The following is a 17,803-nucleotide window of genomic DNA, read 5'->3' on the forward strand; positions in this document are numbered from 1 at the left end:
TCTCCCGTCATGATAAGAAAAAGCCTGACCACACTGCTGCTCAGCCTCATATTTGCCGGCGCCCAGGCCCAGGTGAAGGTTCCGGAAATAGACCCGGAGCTGCGCCTCGCCCTGAAAGAGGCGATCACCCAGGCGGACAGCTTCACCGATCGCTTCGACGCGGAGGTCTGGCTGATGTCCAAGTCCCAACCGCTGGCCCGCTATATCAAAGACCCCAAGGAGCGCATGCACGTGCTCAAGGCGGTGCACCGCGAGGCAACCCTCGCCGGGCTGCGCCCGGAGATCGTGCTGGCGGTGATCCAGATCGAAAGCGCCTTCGATCCCTACGCGGTGTCGCGGGTGGGCGCCCAAGGCATGATGCAGGTGATGCCCTTCTGGAAAAAGGAAATCGGCCGCCCCGACGACAACCTGATCGATATGGACACCAACCTGCGCTACGGCTGCACCATCCTCAAGCACTATATCGGCAAGGCCAAGGGCAACCTGGCCAACGCCCTCGCCTATTACAACGGCAGCTACGGCCGCCACACCTATTCCAGCAAAGTGCTGGATGCCTGGGCGGAGCGCTGGAGGTGATTGCAGGTTGAGTGGCCAGGGGCCAGGGACAAGAAATGAATAGCTATGTATTTTTTACCGGCAGCGCCTGCGCACTGCTGTTACTGGCGGCGGCCAAGCTGGCGATCAGCTACCGCCATCAGCCCGCGGGGCGATGGCTGCTTGTAGTGCTTATCGGAGCTTTCTTCTACCTGCTGCGCCCGGTATTGCCGGACCGCGGGCCACTGATGGACTTTCTGGTCGACCTCCCCACCGAACTGATCCCCGGCGCCTTCTGGCTGTTCGCCTTCGCACTGTGCAGCGAGTGCGAGCGCTTTCCGCGCTGGGGCTGGGCCCTGATCGCGATGAGTCTGGCGGTCGGCCTCGCCGCCGCCCACCTGGACGCCGGGCACTGGCCGGCGTTGCGCCACTGGCTGTACCTGCTCAAGCAGCCACTGCAACTCGGCCTGCTCGGCGCCGGCCTGGTTGCACTGTTGCGCCAGTACCAGTCGGACCTGGTGGAATCGCGGCGCAACCTGCGCGCGGTGCTGCTGATCACCATCGGCTGCTACATGCTGGTCGTGGTCTGCGCCGAATTCCTGTTCTCCTACCAGCCGATTCCCGCCGGTGTGCCAACACTGCACGCGGTGCTGGCGAGCGGACTTGCCCTGGCGGCCTGCCTGTGGCTGCTGGCGCTATCCCCGGGGGCCCTGAGCGAATCCCTACCTCAAGCCACAGAACCCGAGCTAGAAGAGGAGCTACCCGAAAAGGAATCGCAACCGCTGGACGAGCAGCAGCGCCAACTGCTGGAAAAACTGCAGTCCCATATGCGAAACGGCGGCTACCGGCACACGGGCCTGACCATCCGCGAGCTGGCGGAACAACTCGGCGCCCAGGAGTATGTGCTGCGCGCACTGATCAACCGCCACCTGGGCCACCGCAATTTCAACGAGTACCTGAACCGGTTTCGCATCGACGAGGCGAGCCAGCGCCTGGCGGACCCGAAGCAGGCGCACCTCCCCGTCCTCACCATCGCACTGGATATCGGCTACCGTTCCCTGAGCCCGTTCAACGCTGCCTTCAAACGCCGACACAACCTCACCCCCACCGAGTACCGACGCGAACATCTACCCGCATAATTCGCGGATTATTCAAAATCCGTCAGGGATTTTTCAGTTTCCGCAAGCGCTCCCGGTGACAATCCTCCAGACTCTGGCACAGTCCCCTGTACGGCCCATGGCCGCCCCGCCGCTCCTACAGGGAGGGGGAAGACAGGCAGAAAAATAACAAGGTGAGACTATGGAATTCCTGTGGGAACTGGCCCGGGACTGGGCCGAGCACTTCCAGCGCGATCTCTTCCGCTACCTGCTGGCCACCACCTTGCGTCAGCCTGGCGGTGAGCTGGCTGTTTCGCCGTTGGATGGACCGGCGCCGCATTCAGAAACGCCGCGCCCGTTGGCGGGACCTCCTATTTCACCTGGTGGGATCGCTGGATGGGCACCGAATTCAGGAATTACAAACAGGCGTTCCGCCAAGCGGCTGGAAGAGAGACAGAAGGCAACGGCGAAGCGGCGCCGGTTTAAGAATTGCGGCTGATCGGCAGATAACCGCATGCTTATGCGCGGCCCTTCGGGCCGCGCTTTTTTAAACGGGCGATTCGCCTTCGGCCATTTTTTCCAGCAGGCCGGTCACCCGGTCCACATCGGCTGTCGTGGTGGACCAGTTGCTGAAGGCCGCGCGCACGGCATCCGTCCCCTGCCATCGGCCCGGGGTCATAAACACAGTGCCGGTGGCGTTCAGTCTCTTGAGCCAGCCTGTCAGGTCATCGACATTGGCGGGGCGAAACACCACCACATTCAGCTTGCAGGGCGTCAGCAGTTCGTAGTCCGTCGAAGCCTCCAGCCAATCGGCCAGCCGCGCCGCCTGTTGGCAGTTGCCGGCCACCATCTCCTCGACGCCCGCCCTGCCGTAGGCCTGCAGGCTGAACCAGATCGGCAGGGCGCGAAAGCGCCTCGAGTTTTCCACCCCGCGGTTCATAAAGCTCGGCAGGGAGCTGTCGTTCGCCAGGTAGGGAGAGGGCACGGAAAGCACCTGCTCCAGCAGGCGCGTGTGAGGCGTCAGGAAGATGCCGCTGTCGTAGGGGACGTTGAGCCACTTGTGACCGTCACAGGTAATCGAATCGGCGCGTTCGATGCCGTCCGTCCAGTTTCGCTTGTCATCCAACAGCCGTGAAAAAATCCCGAAGGCGCCGTCCACATGCAGCCAGGCGCGATATTTCCGGCAGAGATCGGCAATTCCGGCAAGATCGTCGAAATCGGTACCTGTCACGGTGCCGGCACTGGCCAGGACGATTTTCCCCGGGCTGCCGCTGGCGGACAGGGCGTACTCCAGCGCGGAAAGGCTCATTTTTTCCGAATCCGGTTCACAGGCGACGGACATCAGGCTGTCCCTGCCCAGCCCCGCCATCGCCAGTCCCTTCAGGCTGCTGGCGTGGGGACAGGCGGAAAACACGTGGATGAGCGTACCGGCCAGGCCCGAGGCCGCCACATCAATCCCCTGGACCTCACCGGCAAACTGGCGGCCGCAGAGTATCCCGAGCAGGTTGGCGCTGGTGGCGCCGCTGGTAAGGCTGCCGCTGAACGTCTCGGGCAGCCGGAACAGCTGGCGCAGCCAGTCGAGCACCTGCACCTCCACCGCGGGGGCGATGGAATCCCCGGCGACCGACAGATTCTGGTCCGTGACGCTGCTCAGCCAGTCTCCCAGCAGCGCGGCCGGAGTCGCGCCGCCGGTGACGAATCCCCAGTAGCGGGGACCCGCCGAGGCCGACAGGTAGGGGAGTAATTCTTCGCGAAAACGGTCGAGCGTCTTTTCACTTCCCACCCCCTGCTCCGGCAATAGACCGGATGGCAGATCGGGAGGCGCGACACAGGCGGCCGGCCGTTCCGCCAGGGAACCCACGAAATCCAGGCTGGTGTCCAGCGCCCGCTCCAGCAGGCCGGCCAGATTCGATGATTCACTCTCCATCAGGGACATTCTCTTCTCCCTTTCCATCGGCCGCGAATAAATCGCGGCGCGGTTGTCAGTCCTGGAACAACAACTCCAGCGGATAGCCGGTAAACGGCTTGGTTTTCTCGATCACCAGGTGAGAGGTCATGCGCGAGATGGCCGCCTCCTCGTCGGCCAGCAGTTGCCCGGACACACGGTTGAAGCCGGCGGCGTCCGGGCACACGAAGTGCAGCATATAATCGAACTCGCCGGACATCTATACGCAGGGCCGCTGAAGCGGCCTCAGGATATTGTAATATTTCAATACGGCGCTCCTGTTACGTCCAAACCGATTTTCCATATCCGTCCTTCACCGGTGATATATAGAGTTTTACCATCGTCACCGCCAAATGCCGCATTGGTTACCTTGGCATCCACACTGATGGTTGCCAACTGGCTGCCATTGGGGGCGAATACTCTCAGGCGTTGAGCGTTATGTTCGGTAATATAAATGTTGCCGTGGCAATCGACCGTCATGCCGTCGGGCACCGTCAATCCCTGGACAAGGTCAGTGCCAGGGAACACCTGGCCATTGATGATGGGATAGGTCCGCAACACGCTGGAATTGCCGTTGACGTAAAGCACGTCGTTTTCCGGTGACAGCGCAACGCCGTTCGGGTTGTTTAACGAACCATCGATCAGGCTCACCTCGCCGTTCACATCAATGCGGTATACTCCCGTGACAGGCTGACCGCCTGCTGCAGGATCGTGTTGAAAATCGGGGTCGGTAAAGTAAATAGTTCCGTCATTGGCGATCGCCAGATCATTTGGCGAATTAAAGACGTTGCCATTATAGGTTGACGCCAGCGCTGTGCGATTTCCAGTAGTGAATTCGTATCGGGAAATGCCGCTGTACTTGTGGGTGGCGGCAACAATATCGCCCTGTGCATCAACCGCCAACCCATTACTGCCGCTGTCGGCGATCTGTGTTGTCATCACACCCGCAGTAGTCAGCTTCTGAATGCGTGAAGGAAAACCGGCGGAGAAGGTAAAGTCGGAAAAATACAGCGCGCCGTCAATCCACACAGCGCCTTCGTACAAGCTGGCTTCCGTGCGTGTCGAATTGGCACCTTCGATGGCCGTGGCGGCCAGGAACCCTGAAGGCGGCTCCCCGCAAGCCAGGCCGCCGGAACTGGAACTCGAGGAACTGCTCGAGGACGAGCTGGAACTACCGCTGCCGGTGTTTCCAAAGCCGATATGGCCGTTGCAGTGCAGCCACTCACTGTTGGAGCCGCCACCACACTGGTTGTTGGCCCAGACACCCGTGTTGACGCTCTGGTTTTCCGCCTGGCGGGTCTCATCGTTCACCTGGATGTAGTCCACCTGGACATCCCGGCCGCCGGCGTCGTTATCGAACTCGACCTGGATCTCGCCGGTGGCGTCACCACTATAGACGTAGTCCTGGTAGCCGGTGCTCAGGATCCAGTTCGCGACCGTCGAGCCGCCCACTATCAGATTGATGTGCTCGCTGCCAGCGGTGCCGCGGGCGCGAACCGTGATGCCGCCGCTGCTACTGGAACCGCTGCCCGAGGACGACGAAGAAGACGAACTGGAGCTGGACGAGCCACTGCTCGAGGAGCTGGACGAGTTGCTGCTGGAAGACGAGTTGGAGCTTGAGGCGCTGCTGCTCGAAGACGAGGAACTACTGCTCGAACTCGATGAACTGCTGGAAGACGAACTTGAACTACCGGATGGTGGGTTGTCGCACCCGATGGGCGCATCCGCGACTACGACGTCGTCCATCCAAACATCGGCATTATTGTTGCTGAAACTATGCCAGCCAAACATGACGTAATTAAACTTGCCGTCCAACCACCGGGTATTTCCGCCTACACCACCGTTGTTCCAGTCGTCAATTGAGTCGATGACATGGACCAATTGCCCGTCAACCCAGGCACGCAACTCGTGATATGGGCGATCGCCGCCCAGCATCCCGACTTCGACGCAATGCCATTCATTGGCGGTGATTTCAGGGCCGCTGAACCACTGGCTTTGCGGCGGGGAAATGTCGTCACTGGGAACCTCGTTGGTGCCGAGGTGGCCTTTGATCTGGCCGAATCGTATTTCATCGTTGGCATCGGGTGTTGCCTTGATTCCCATAATGTGTTCGTGATTGTCACCGGCTTCGTTGCCGAGCTTCTTGCTCATGTAAACCCGGGCACGCAGGTAAACGGTATCGGTTCCCGACGGAAGCGCGCGCACGATCTGCGCCGGGGCGGCACCGCCCTTGAAATGAACAGACTTGGTGCCGCTGAAAGCCCGCGTGTCATCCACCAGGGCGTACCGCGGCTGGCTGATGTTGTTGCTGTTGTTGAATACCCAGTCTATAAAATTGTCCCAACCGGCCGGTTGCTCGTCGACGGCGTCCAGTTCAAAGCTGGAATTAAAGAAGCTCCCACCGGACGATGAACCCGAACTGCTGCTCGATGAGCTGCTGGAAGACGAACTGCTGGACGATGAACTGGAACTGCCCGAACTGCTGCTCGAGGATGAAGAGCTGCCGGATGAGGCGCCATCCGGCTCGGTACCCCAGACCAGTCTGCCGTTCCGGTAAAGCGTTACCCGATCCCAGTTGGCATAGGCCGTCTTGGTCGGATCGAATGAGTAATCGTCGGACTCGTCGTAGCTGGTCCAATTGTCTTTGGCCAAGCGGTTCTGGATATCGCCGGTGTTACCGCCCGCGGCGATGTTGCCGCCGCTGAAACTGAGTTCGAGGTAATTATCCGCGCCCGTCACTGCCGGAATGGAATGGAAGGAACCCGAGATGTTGCTGCAGCCAATCTGCGACCAGTCACACCAGTGGTTCTGCGGCCGGTCGCCTTCATTGGTGTACCAATAGCGGACGGTCAACTCGCTCAAGGGCACCGAACTGGAACTCTCGTTGACGATTCGCAGGTGCGGCTTGATCTGGTTATCGCCGGCACTGGTGTCGGCGGCCCTGTACTGAACCACCAGGTTCTGAGCCAATGCCTGGCCTGCCAACAATGACCAGGAAAGCAGCATGCATACTCCAATGAATGATTTCATTTAATTTTCTCCGTAAAGGTCGGAACTGAAATGAGGTCGTCGGCCGCAGTGAAGCAACAGGCGTGTGACCCAGACGGGGAGAGGGAAAAAGAAAAACAAGACGGGAAATACTACGCACCGCTTTTGCGACAGGCATCACCTGCCAAAACAACTATGAAATGCGGATATTTACCGGCAGTGCTCCCCTGCGGAGGCTCCCGGCTATTTTCTCTGTCATCGCTCCCAACCGTCTCTTCTTATATTTGTCACCTGATCCGCATTGCGGAGTCAGAGACAAACCTGCTGTTTGACATATTGGACAGAATTGTCAGCGATAAGGGGGGCGCTGTCGTCCGGCTTTGCATCGAAGCGAATATTTTTACCAGGTTTGTGCGCAGACAACACAATCCTTTACTTCAACCAGGAAGAATTTGTGCTGGCAAGGTACTTAGGGCCTGTTCACACCAAATTCGACAGCCGCGTTGCCATCCTGTACAGGCCCTAATTGCTGCGGCCGGCCCCTGGAGGACGGACTGCGCCGCGCAATACCACAACCGGGAGAAATGGCGGTCAGTCCCGGAACAGCAGTTCCAGCGGGTAGCCGGTAAAAGGCTTGGTCTTCTCGATCACCAGGTGGGAGGTCATGCGCGAGATGGCCGCCTCTTCGTCGGCGAGCAGTTGCTCGGAGACGCGGTTGAAGTCGGCGGCGTCCGGGCACACGAAGTGCAGCATATAGTCGAATTCACCGGACATTTTCACGCAGGAGACAATCTGCGGAATCTCGTTGATGGCGCGGCGAAAACTCTCGCTGGTGCGCGCGTCCTGGCGCTTCAGCGCCACGTTCACATAAAACTCCGCGTGGCGCACCTTGTCCAGGTTCACCTCGGCGAGGAACTCGCGGATATAGCGCTCGCCGGTCAGGCGCTTGACCCGCGCCAGGCAGGCGCTCTCGGAAAGTCCTATCTGCTCGCTCAGGTTCAGGTTACTGATGCGCGCGTTGGTCTGCAGCGCCTGCAAAATACGCAAATTGTGCCGGTCGATCTTCACTGGTTGGTTCTTGTATCGGGAAAAGGGGCTAAGGATAGCGGTATTCGGCCGCGGCTGGAACTCCGCACTGGCAGCCACCAAATCACTAACTCATCGTCATTCCGGCGCAGGCCGGAATCCAGAGCCCTGTTCGGAGTCCTGGATTCCGGCCTGCGCCGGAATGACGAATGTGAGGATTTTAGCGGCGGTCAGCCGGCCTGGCGGCTGCCGCCGGTGACAAAGCGCTCGATGCGGTCCAGCGCGCGGTTCAGCGACGCCTCGTCCGCGGCCAGGGTCAGGCGCACATGATTTTTGGCGCTGGCGCCGAAGGCGGAGCCCGGCAGCACCGAGACGCGTTCAGCGTCGAGCAGGGATTCGGCGAAGGCCCGGCTGCTTCCTCCCTTTTGGGAGATCGTCACCCGGGATACATCCGCCATCACAAACATGCCCGCGTCCGGGACGGTGCAGCTGAGGCCGGGAATACGGCCGATGCGCTCGACGATCAGGTCGCGACGCACCAGATAGGCGTCGCGCATCTGCTTGACGAAATAGGAGTCGAACTCCAGCGCGAACGCGGCAGTCTCCTGGATAAACTGCGGACAGCCGAAAATGGTGGCGCCGGCAAATTCGGCGAGGCGCTCCACCAGCGGCCCGCGGGCCACCGCCCAGCCCAGGCGCCAGCCGCTCATGGCGTGGGATTTGGACAGGCCGTCGATCACCACGATGTTGTCCAGGTGCTCGGCGGCGGTGCGCAGGGAGGTGTGGCGGCGGGTGAAGGTGATCATGGAATACATCTCGTCGCACACCAGCCAGATATTGCGCGCGCGGCAGTAGGCGGCCAGCTCCCGCAGCTGCTCCGGGGTGGCCATGGCGCCGGTGGGGTTTCCCGGAGTGTTGATCATTACTGCGCGGGTGTTCTCTCCGATAGCCCGCTCGATGGCCTCGACGTCGAAAGCGAAATTGGTTTCCGCCGGGCAAGGGACCGGCTTTACCTTCAGGCGCAGGGAATCGCAGATGGGCACATAGCCGATATACATGGGCTCGGGAATCACGATCTCCTCGCCCGGGTTCAGCAGACAGGCGAGTACGCTGTAGATGGCGTTGGTGCCGCCGGGGAAGACCACCACATCGTCGGGACTGCAGGGGTGCGGCGAAACCTTGCTTTCGATATCGGCGATGGCGCGGCGCAATACCGGCTCGCCGGCGGCGGGGGAGTAATGGGTGCGACCGACACCGAGGCGGGCGCGGGCGAAATCGAGGATGGGTTCCGGGGTGTCGAAGTTGGGGTCGCCCACGCAGAGGAAGATCACATCCTCGCCCTTGCCCGCCAGTTCGCGGGCGCGGTCGCTGACCGCCCACACGTCGGCGTCGGCTCGGTTGAGGGCTTCGCTCTGGATACTGAAACGGGGGCTGAACATCTTCTCTATCCGGTTGTTGTCGATCCTTCTAAGGTAACAACCGCGAGAGTAATCGATACCGCGATAGCGGCGGGGATTTCGCATTCCCACGCCATTTGTCCCGGCTTTGCCGCAGAAAATTCGGTGACATTTCTAGGCCATCAAAGCGCCCACTCGTCACACCGGCGCAACGTCATGCCGGACTTGATCCGGTACCGGTATCCACTCCGATGGCGCCCGGGTTCCGGCCTGCGCCGGAACGACGAAAGCGTGTAGTTGCAGGGACATCAAAATCGGTAGTTGATGTTCAGCCCGCCGATAGTGTCCGACGGCCCCACCACCACATTGCCGCTCACCTGGAATTTATCCGTCAGGTTGAGACCCACCAGCGCGCCGGCGCCGTTGGCGAAGAAGCCCTCGTTGCGGCTGTCGTAGGCGGCCATATACGCGCTGTTGAAAGGGATGGACTTGATGCCGATGCCCACATCGTCGGTATCGTCGCCGTCGTTGTACTCCAGCCAGACCTCCCCGAACCAGCGCCAGTCGGCCTCCTCCGGCGCGTTGTAGAAGAAGCCGCCGCGATAGCGAATATAATCGCGGTCCTGGCCGCGCACGCGCAGGCCGATGGGGTCCAGGGTGGCGCCGTCGCTGCCGATATAGGTGAGGTCCCGGTTGGTGGATTCGCTGAAGCTGTCCACATTTATCCGGGTCCAGGCCACCGAGACAAAGGGGCCTATATGGCAGGGCAGCGAGGGCACACTGTCATAGCCGGCGCGGGCGAACAGACTGACCCCGTCACCATCGGTGTCCCCCGACACCTCGTCTTGAAACCCCCTCAGATAGACGGTGCGATCGACGTCCCAGTAACTGATATCACTGTAGGTGACGCCGCCGTCGACAAAAAAGCGTTCGTTGTCCCAGCGGGCGAAGGCGCTGAAGTTAAGATTGCGCGACTCCAGCTGGAGGCCGTGGGGACTGTAGTCGCTCTCGCCATAGGAGAGCCCCAGAGCCCACTCGAAGCAGTCGCTGCCGGCGAAGCTGAAGCCGAGAAAGCCGTTCCAGGCATTCTCCCCGCGATTGCGCGCCGGCCCGTAACCCAGGTTCGCGTGCCCCCAGGCGCCGCCGAAGAACAGGGTGGTCTCGGGATCGCGGAAGCGCTGCGCGGTCATATGGTGGTCGATGTTCGACTGGTGGACGCGGGTATTCTGGTAGCCCAGGTCCGGCAGGATCGCGAAGCCCACCGGCGCGCTCAGCACGGAATAGTAGTAGTCCCCCAGCAGCTGCTGCCCCGCCAGGGTGAGGTTCAAGCCGTCGTTGAACAGCAGTCGGTCCGCATCCGGCGCGCTGCCGGTCTGGCTGTACACCGGGTCCGGGTTGGCGCAGCCACCGGCGGTAAAGCAGGTGGCGTCCTGGTCGATGTCGGCGAAGCCGAACAGTCCCGGTCTGTCCAGCGCCAGCGCCACGATGCCCTCCGTATCCAGGATCAACACGTCGCCGACGGCATTGATCTGCCGGCGCAGCGACTCGTTGAACAGCGTGGTGCCGATATTGGCCGCGCTTACCGCCGCGGGCCCCATGTCGTTCATCAAGGGGGTATTCCCTACCCGCGGCACGTTGGACACCACCACATAGTCGGCGCCGGCGTTTTTCAGCTCCAAAGCGGCGGTGGCGATGAAGGTGGCTGAGCGCTCCATTCTGCCCGGGGTGACGTTGTTGGCGATGGTGGCGGCGACGATGTCGTTGACACCGCCGTACAGAAAAAAGAGGCGGTCGCGGGGTATAGGGGTGGTATTGCCGGAGATCTTGGCGGCGACGTTCTGTGGCAGATAGCCCTGCCCGGTGGCGAAGGGCACGCCGGTGAGGGTGATGTTGTTGTTCGGATCGTCCACCAGCGCCTGCAGTGCCGCGGGGTTGCCGAACGCCGCCGTCGCCAGGGCCACTTCCGCCGGGGAGAGGTAGGGGCTCTCTCCGGCCGCCGGGTCGCAGACGCCGTCGGGGCCGCAGCGGGTGGAATCCGGCAGGATGGTGGTCAGCTCGTTGTGATCCGCCACCGTGGTGTTCGGAAACAGTTGGCGGAAGCGCTGCGGCCCCACCAGATCCAGCAGCACATCCGCGGTATGGTTGCCGCCCACTGCCCAGTTGCTGCCGTTGGCCAGTACCGAGGCGGCTATCTGCGCCCGCTGCTGCTCCGGGGTTCCCGGCGCCGGCGCGCAGGGGATGGCGCCGCCGAAGGCCGGGCCCAACCCGAAACAGGAGGGACTGAGCGGCGCCAGCCCGAACCGCTGTGCCATAAAACTCACCGCCGGCTGCCGTGGGAATATCCCATCCGGGTCCGCGTTGGTGAAAATGCCCGCGTTGCCGCTGTCGGAAAAGTTGTCGCCGAACACCACGATACTGCTGTAGAGATCCTCGGTGATATGGTCGGCAAAGCTGGCGGATGCGGCGGTGAACGCCACGGCCAGGGCCAGGGACTTGGCAGGGAAACCCATTGCGCACTCCGTTGCTTAGGCTTGAAGTGCGTCAAGTATAGACAGGCGGGTTCAGCTCACTGGATGGGCATCCGCGGCTTCAACGAAACCGGCTGTGGTAGGCGAACACCCGCTCGATAAACCGCTCGCGAATATCCGGGTCCCGCAGGCGCCCGGCCTCCTCCATCGGCAGGTCGGGGAAGTGCTCGCGGAGCCGCCCGGCGAACAATCCCGCCCCCGGTTCCCCGGCCGCACCACCTGCGGACCTATGGCGCGGCGTCGAAACCAGGCCGCAACTGGGGGAGCGCTCCATCAGGATAAAACCGCTCAACTGGCGGACCTGCTCCGTCACGCTGTCCGCGTAATCCAGCAGCGCCCGGGTGAAATCCCTGCCCCCTACTCCCAGGGCCCGCAGCCCGCGGTCGCTGGCCACCAGGTGGATCGGCGGGCGCGGCACACCCAGGCCCGCGGCCACTTCCGGGCAGAAGGGCCGGTAGTCGAAGTGGCGCCCCAGCAGCTCGGTGCACACCCGGCTCAGCTTGTGGCCGCCGTCGTAGCGCACCGGCTCGCCGAGCAGACAGAGGCTGATGCCCACGGGAATTTTCAGCGAAGTCTCCATAGCACCGTTATAATGCCAGACCTTCCGAAAAAGCAGCGAAAAAGTCACAAGGCCGTTCATGATCCCAGCACTGCGCGAAGTCGACGAAGTACAGGCGCTCTACCTGCAGTTTTTGCAGGCGCTGGGGGAAGCCGGATTCCGCGGCGACCTCAGCCCCTGCTACGCCAGCCGCACGGTACTGGCCACCGACAACTCCATCTACCAGGTGCTGCCCCAGGCGGTGGTCTACCCGCGGGACACCCGCGACCTGCAGTTGATCATGGAACTGGCCGAGCGCGAGGAATTCCACCAGGTGGTGCTCTCCCCCCGCGGCGGCGGCACCGGCACCAACGGTCAGTCGCTCACCGACGGCCTGGTGGTGGACGTCTCCCGGCATATGAACCGAATCCTCGAGATCAATCCCGGGGAGCGCTGGGTGCGGGTGCAGGCGGGGGTGGTCAAGGACCAGCTGAACGCGGCGCTGGCGCCCCACGGCCTCTTCTTCGCCCCGGAGCTTTCCACCAGCAACCGCGCCACCATCGGCGGCATGATCAATACCGACGCCTCCGGCCAGGGCTCCTGCGTCTACGGCAAGACCCGCGACCACGTACTGGAACTGTCCACCGTGCTGATGGGCGGCGGACTCTGGCAATCGTCGCCGCTCGGCGACGAGCAGTTGCGGGAAACCTGCGCGCGGGAGGACCGCGTCGGCAGGGTGCACCGGGTATGCGACCAGATCGCCTGGGACAAAGCTGAGTTGATCGAACGGAAGTTTCCCAAACTCAACCGCTGCCTCACCGGCTACGATCTGGCTCACATCCGGAAAAACGACACTTTCGACCTGAACAGCGTACTCTGCGGCTCCGAGGGCACCCTGGGCTTTATCACCGAGGCAAAACTCAATGTGCTGCCGATTCCCAAATGCGCGGCACTGGTCAACCTGAAATACGACCACTTCCAGGACGCCCTGCGCGATGCCACCGAACTGATGCGCGCCGGCCCCACTTCCATCGAAACGGTGGACAGCAAGGTGTTGCAGCTGGCGATGGAGGATATCGTCTGGCACAGCGTCAGCGAGTTTTTCCCACCCCCCTCGAACGGAGAAGAGCATCGGCCGGTCAGGGGCATCAACCTGGTGGAGTACACCGCGGATTCCGAGGAGGAACTGGACAGCGCCCTGGAAAGATTCACCGCGCAGATCGACGCTCTTATCGGCCAGCCGGGCAAGAGCTTCGGCTACTCCATCGCCCGCGGCCACGCCGAGGTCAGCCGAATCTGGGGCATGCGCAAACGCGCGGTGGGCTTGTTGGGCAATGTGCAGGGAGAGAAAAGGCCGATCCCCTTCGTGGAGGACACCGCGGTGCCGCCGGAGCACCTGGCCGACTTTATCGCCGAATTCCGCACAGTCCTCGATGACGCCGGACTCAGCTACGGCATGTTCGGCCACGTGGATGCCGGCGTGTTGCACGTGCGCCCGGCCATCGACATGAAGGACCCGGAACAGGCGGCACTGGTGCGCCCGATCACCGACAAGGTGGCCGCGCTCACGCAGAAGTATCACGGCCTGCTGTGGGGCGAGCACGGCAAAGGGGTCCGTTCGGAATACGCGCCGGCGTTCTTTGGCGAACTCTACCCGGAGCTGCAGAAGATCAAGGCCGCCTTCGACCCGCGCAACCAGTTGAATCCGGGCAAGATCGCCACCCCCAGCCGCGTCTCCGCCCTGCTGAAAATCGACGAAGTCGTCACCCGCGGCGAACTGGACCGCGCCATCCCCGTCCAGGTGTGGGACGGCTACAGCGAGGGGGTCCACTGCAACGGCAACGGGGCCTGTTTCAATTGGAATCCCGACGACCCCATGTGCCCTTCCTACAAGGCCACCCGCGAGCGCATCCACTCCCCCAAGGGCCGCGCGATGCTGATGAAAGAGTGGCTGCGCCAGTTGAGTGCGAAGGGAGTGGACCCGGTTGAAGCAGCCCGCCGGTTCCGCGAGCAGTCCTTCTTTGTCGGCCTGCCGGGGCGCATCAAAAACACCCTGGCCAGAGCCCGCGGCGAGTACGACTTCAACCACGAGGTAAACGAGGCCATGCAGGGCTGCCTGGCCTGCAAATCCTGTGCCGGCCAGTGCCCGGTGAAAGTGGACGTGCCGGAGTTCCGCAGCAAATTCCTCGAACTCTACTACAGCCGTTACCTGCGCCCGCTGAAAGACTACTTCGTCGGCAGCCTGGAATTCGTGATGCCGCAACTGGCGCGGGTGCCACAGCTTTACAACTGGCCGCTCAAACTGAAACCGGTGCGCTGGCTGCTGGAGCGCGGCCTGGGCCTGGTGGACAGCCCGCTGCTGGCGCGCAAGAGCCTGCACAAGGCCATGAATGAACTGGGCGTGCCCTACGCCGCCCCCGACTGCCTGGCGGCCATGGGCCCCGCACAACGGGAACGCGCGGTGATCGTTGTGCAGGACGCCTTCACCAGCTACTTCGACGCCGAGGTGGTCGCGGACACATTGCGCCTGCTCAAGCAGCTGGATTTCTTCCCCCTGGTGGCCCCCTTCCGCGCCAACGGCAAGCCGCTGCACGTGCACGGTTTCCTGCGCCAGTTCCAGAGAGTAGCCCTGGCCAACAGCGAGATGCTCGCGGAACTGGCCACCAGCGGCGTACCGCTGGTGGGTGTGGACCCGTCCATGACCCTCACCTACCGCGGGGAATACGGCAAACTGCTGGGGGAGCGCGCGCCGAAAGTGCAGTTGCTGCAGGAATGGCTGGCGAGCCAGCGCGAGCACCTGGAGCGGCAGCGGCACCGCCTGCGCCCCGCCAGCTTCCACCTGCTGCCCCACTGCACCGAACAGACCATCGCCACCGCCTCCCTGCGCGACTGGCAAAGCGTCTTCACCGCCCTGGGGCTGGAACTGCACACCGAGAACCTGGGCTGTTGCGGCATGGCCGGCACCTACGGCCACGAGACCGGGCACAAAGAGACCTCGCAAGTCATCTTCCAGCAGTCCTGGGCCCCTCGGCTCTCCGGCGACACCGGCCCCCTGCTGGCCAGCGGCTACTCCTGCCGCTGCCAGGCCAAGCGCTTCGCAGGTGTGACCCTGCGCCATCCTTTGCAGGGAGTGCTGGCGCAGTTGCAGGGTTAGGCCTGATACTGGAAATAGCTGCCGATCGCGGCCGTGGGCCGCTCTACAGGGGAGGGAGACCCCGCGAAACATGATGTTCCGGCGCCGGAACGACGAAAAAGACATTGTAGGAGCGGGCCATGCCCGCGATCGGACGGCGTTAAGAAGCACTGCCGATCGCGGGCATGGCCCGCTCCTACAGAGCAGAGAATTTGCGCCCTTATGTACAGAACCTCACTCAAACTGCTGCTCTGCGCCGCGCTGCTGGGGCCCTGTGTCACTCTCGCAGCGCCCGCGGCGGAAAGAGAGTCCGCGCCTGAGCTGGTAGAGGAGGCAGAGGAATACGCCCTGGAAGGCGATTTTGAGGCCGCTCTCCCCCTGTACGAAAAAGCCATCGCCGCCCTCGCCTCCGAGCCCCGCAAACAGCAGCAGTTGCGCTACCGCTACGGCATTGTGCTGAACGCCCTGGGCGGGCAGGCGCGCCCGGACCTCTATCCCCTGGCCCGGGCCCAGTTCGAGGCGGTACTCGACTATATAGAAGAAGGCGCCTCCCTGGAGCACTCCGCCGCCCGGGTGCGCTCCGCCCTGGCCCACACCTATCACCAGCAGGCCGCCAGCGAAGAGACGCCCACCAAGGTACTGCTGCTGCGCAACGCCTACAGCCTCTACAGCACCGCCGCACAGGACCTGGCGCAGGAGCGGCAGTGGCACAACCTGGCCATCACCTACTTCAACCTGGGTCAGGTATGCGAGTGGCAGGGCAACCTGGAGGAGGCCATCGACTGGCTGGAAAAAGCCGTGGCACTGGACGCCCGGCACGGTTTTGCCGACCTGGAAGAGGACCGGCAGTACCTGACCGCCCTGCGCCAGCAGGCGAATCCCACCCTCGTATCCGATACCACCTCCCTCTGAGCGGCCCGCGGCGCTGCGGGCCGCGGGTTGTCGCTATTCCTCCCATAGAAGCCTGCCACCCGAGAACGTGACTGGACAACCACAAATAATTTAGCAACCAGATTGTGCCCCGGCACGGACAAATAGGAGCAATATCCTTTTTTCCGCGGCCGAAAATCGGAGGAAAATCTTACTGTCGCGCAGGAGCCCGATAAGTGGAACAGATCACCCAAGCCATTAGACTGATTTGTTACAAGAAAAAGTGTGAGCCGATATTTGCAGGAATATTTTTTTGCACTTCTTCGAGAAGGTGAGAATAAAAGACTAAAAAGCGGTGAAAAGTTATCCCCTGTTCTAATAGATTATTTTTTATGCAAAAAAGGTTGATATGCCTTCACCAAACCGTAATATAGCGCCCACTGATTAATTATTGATCAGTTATTTCCAAAAACACTTGGAAATTCTACAAGCACTTTTGAGCTTGTGACCAACTGACTTCTGGAGGTATCGGGAAGTGATCAATCAGACTCTGCGCAACGCCGTATTCTTTACCATCGCGATTTTCGCGGCAACCCTCACCGTGCCGGCTTTTGCAGCCAGCAACAAAACCATGACCGTGGATGCAACCGCCTACAACTCCGTATCCGGACAAACCGACGGAGACCCCTGGGTAGCGGCCTGGAACAACCGCCTGAAGCCCGGCCAGAAAGTGATTGCGGTATCCCGCGACCTGGAAAAGCACGGCCTGACCAACGGCGCCAAAGTCAAGATCGAAGGTCTTTCCGGTACCTACACCGTACGCGACCGCATGAACAAGCGCTTTAGAAACCGCATCGACGTTTGGATGGGGAAAGACGTCAAGAAAGCCCGCAGCTGGGGCAAGCGAAAGCTGAAAGTCTCCTTGGTCCGGTAATCGACGTACCGACTGAGTTATCAATAACCGCGGGTACAACCGCGGCCCTTTACGCCCCGCTTAGCGGGGCTTTTTTATTTGGGGACCAGGGAATGATATAGGTGCACACTCCAGGTCTAGGGTTCAGTTTCCGCGACAATGCCGGGCAATTCCCGACAGTCGCTGTTTTCGATATAAAAGGTACTCGGCTGACGGCCCTCGTTGTAACGGTGCTCCAGGCGGCCCTCCCTGAATACAATCAGGTATTCCGACTTCACCCAGCCGCTCTCCGTCAGGTACTCGCTGAGCCACAGCAAAGCCGGCTCGTTCTCGTAACAGCGGCCGTAGAACATCCGCGTTTTCTCCACCACCCGCTTGCTCTCGTAGTCGGCGTACTGACCGGGATAGGTGTAGCGGTCAGTCCCCGCTTCGGCCTCATCTCCGTTAGCGGAAATCTTCTGGATGTAGATGGAGGTATTTTCGTCGCAATTCACACAACTGCGACCGGACAGAATGGCGTAACCGCGCAACTCGGAGATCAGCCTGGCTTCGTAGAGATCGGTTTCCAGCGAGCGCTGACCGGAGAGCTGGATTTCGTCGGCCCCGGCCCCGGAAACCAGCAATAGAAAGGACAGAAACAGAAAAGGTACCGCTTTCATCGGGAAGGCAACCGGCAACTGGGTGGCACCGCCGGGGGCAGTCTCTCCGTAGGGGCCCCGCGGCGGCACCGCGATTGGGTTGTGTGCTGTCACACTGTCGCGATTCCCTTCTACCAATAACCATAGCAGCGAAATCGCGTACCCGGACGTTGTCCCCTGGGCAATATCCTGTAGG

The 17,803-nt window shown here is 61.8% G+C and carries 14 protein-coding genes; 6 read left to right on the forward strand and 8 right to left on the reverse strand.

Annotated elements, in window-relative coordinates:
- Nucleotides 1-9 precede the first annotated feature (9 nt).
- The 3 genes from PP263_RS11395 (at nucleotide 10) to PP263_RS11405 (ending at nucleotide 2,130) form a co-directional block, all read left to right on the forward strand.
- A complete protein-coding gene (locus PP263_RS11395; RefSeq protein WP_308363620.1) occupies nucleotides 10-576 on the forward strand; it encodes a lytic transglycosylase domain-containing protein in 567 nt (188 codons plus the stop codon).
- A gap of 35 nt (nucleotides 577-611) precedes the next feature.
- A complete protein-coding gene (locus PP263_RS11400; protein ID WP_308363621.1) occupies nucleotides 612-1,673 on the forward strand; it encodes a helix-turn-helix transcriptional regulator in 1,062 nt (353 codons plus the stop codon).
- 160 nt (nucleotides 1,674-1,833) lie between these two features.
- Entirely contained in the window at nucleotides 1,834-2,130 is a 297-nt protein-coding gene (locus tag PP263_RS11405; RefSeq protein WP_308363622.1) for a hypothetical protein, read from the forward strand.
- Nucleotides 2,131-2,178: 48 nt separating this feature from the next.
- Here PP263_RS11405 and PP263_RS11410 read toward each other — a convergent pair whose 3' ends face one another.
- From PP263_RS11410 to PP263_RS11440, 7 genes are all read right to left on the reverse strand, one after another.
- Nucleotides 2,179-3,567, reverse strand: coding sequence for a pyridoxal-dependent decarboxylase (locus PP263_RS11410; RefSeq protein ID WP_308363623.1), 1,389 nt, complete (start codon nucleotides 3,565-3,567; stop codon nucleotides 2,179-2,181).
- Nucleotides 3,568-3,613: 46 nt separating this feature from the next.
- A complete protein-coding gene (locus tag PP263_RS11415; RefSeq protein WP_308363624.1) occupies nucleotides 3,614-3,796 on the reverse strand; it encodes an Lrp/AsnC ligand binding domain-containing protein in 183 nt (60 codons plus the stop codon).
- 44 nt (nucleotides 3,797-3,840) lie between these two features.
- Nucleotides 3,841-6,606 (reverse strand): SMP-30/gluconolactonase/LRE family protein, encoded by a 2,766-nt coding sequence (locus tag PP263_RS11420; RefSeq protein ID WP_308363625.1) that lies wholly within the window; start codon nucleotides 6,604-6,606, stop codon nucleotides 3,841-3,843.
- A 549-nt stretch (nucleotides 6,607-7,155) separates the two neighbouring features.
- Nucleotides 7,156-7,632 (reverse strand): Lrp/AsnC family transcriptional regulator, encoded by a 477-nt coding sequence (locus PP263_RS11425; RefSeq protein ID WP_308363626.1) that lies wholly within the window; start codon nucleotides 7,630-7,632, stop codon nucleotides 7,156-7,158.
- A 188-nt stretch (nucleotides 7,633-7,820) separates the two neighbouring features.
- Nucleotides 7,821-9,113 (reverse strand): aminotransferase class I/II-fold pyridoxal phosphate-dependent enzyme, encoded by a 1,293-nt coding sequence (locus PP263_RS11430; protein WP_308363627.1) that lies wholly within the window; start codon nucleotides 9,111-9,113, stop codon nucleotides 7,821-7,823.
- A 182-nt stretch (nucleotides 9,114-9,295) separates the two neighbouring features.
- Complete coding sequence (locus tag PP263_RS11435; protein ID WP_308363628.1) at nucleotides 9,296-11,497, reverse strand: autotransporter domain-containing protein; 2,202 nt, start codon at nucleotides 11,495-11,497, stop codon at nucleotides 9,296-9,298.
- 79 nt (nucleotides 11,498-11,576) lie between these two features.
- Nucleotides 11,577-12,095, reverse strand: coding sequence for a DUF523 domain-containing protein (locus PP263_RS11440; RefSeq protein ID WP_308363629.1), 519 nt, complete (start codon nucleotides 12,093-12,095; stop codon nucleotides 11,577-11,579).
- Between the two features lie 58 nt (nucleotides 12,096-12,153).
- Between PP263_RS11440 and PP263_RS11445 the strand changes: the two genes are divergently transcribed.
- The 3 genes from PP263_RS11445 to PP263_RS11455 all read left to right on the forward strand — a co-directional run bounded on the left by PP263_RS11445 (nucleotide 12,154) and on the right by PP263_RS11455 (nucleotide 16,990).
- On the forward strand, nucleotides 12,154-15,207 hold the full coding sequence (locus PP263_RS11445; RefSeq protein WP_308363630.1) for an FAD-binding and (Fe-S)-binding domain-containing protein: 3,054 nt from the start codon (nucleotides 12,154-12,156) through the stop codon (nucleotides 15,205-15,207).
- Nucleotides 15,208-15,408: 201 nt separating this feature from the next.
- Nucleotides 15,409-16,098 (forward strand): tetratricopeptide repeat protein, encoded by a 690-nt coding sequence (locus PP263_RS11450; RefSeq protein ID WP_308363631.1) that lies wholly within the window; start codon nucleotides 15,409-15,411, stop codon nucleotides 16,096-16,098.
- Nucleotides 16,099-16,591: 493 nt separating this feature from the next.
- Nucleotides 16,592-16,990: a hypothetical protein gene (locus PP263_RS11455; protein WP_308363632.1), complete on the forward strand. Its 399-nt coding sequence runs from the start codon at nucleotides 16,592-16,594 to the stop codon at nucleotides 16,988-16,990.
- A gap of 116 nt (nucleotides 16,991-17,106) precedes the next feature.
- Here the strand turns inward: PP263_RS11455 and PP263_RS11460 are convergent, their stop codons facing one another.
- Nucleotides 17,107-17,721, reverse strand: coding sequence for a hypothetical protein (locus PP263_RS11460; protein ID WP_308363633.1), 615 nt, complete (start codon nucleotides 17,719-17,721; stop codon nucleotides 17,107-17,109).
- Between the last annotated feature and the right edge of the window lie 82 nt (nucleotides 17,722-17,803).

This window comes from Microbulbifer sp. TB1203, assembly GCF_030997045.1.
Lineage (GTDB): Bacteria > Pseudomonadota > Gammaproteobacteria > Pseudomonadales > Cellvibrionaceae > Microbulbifer.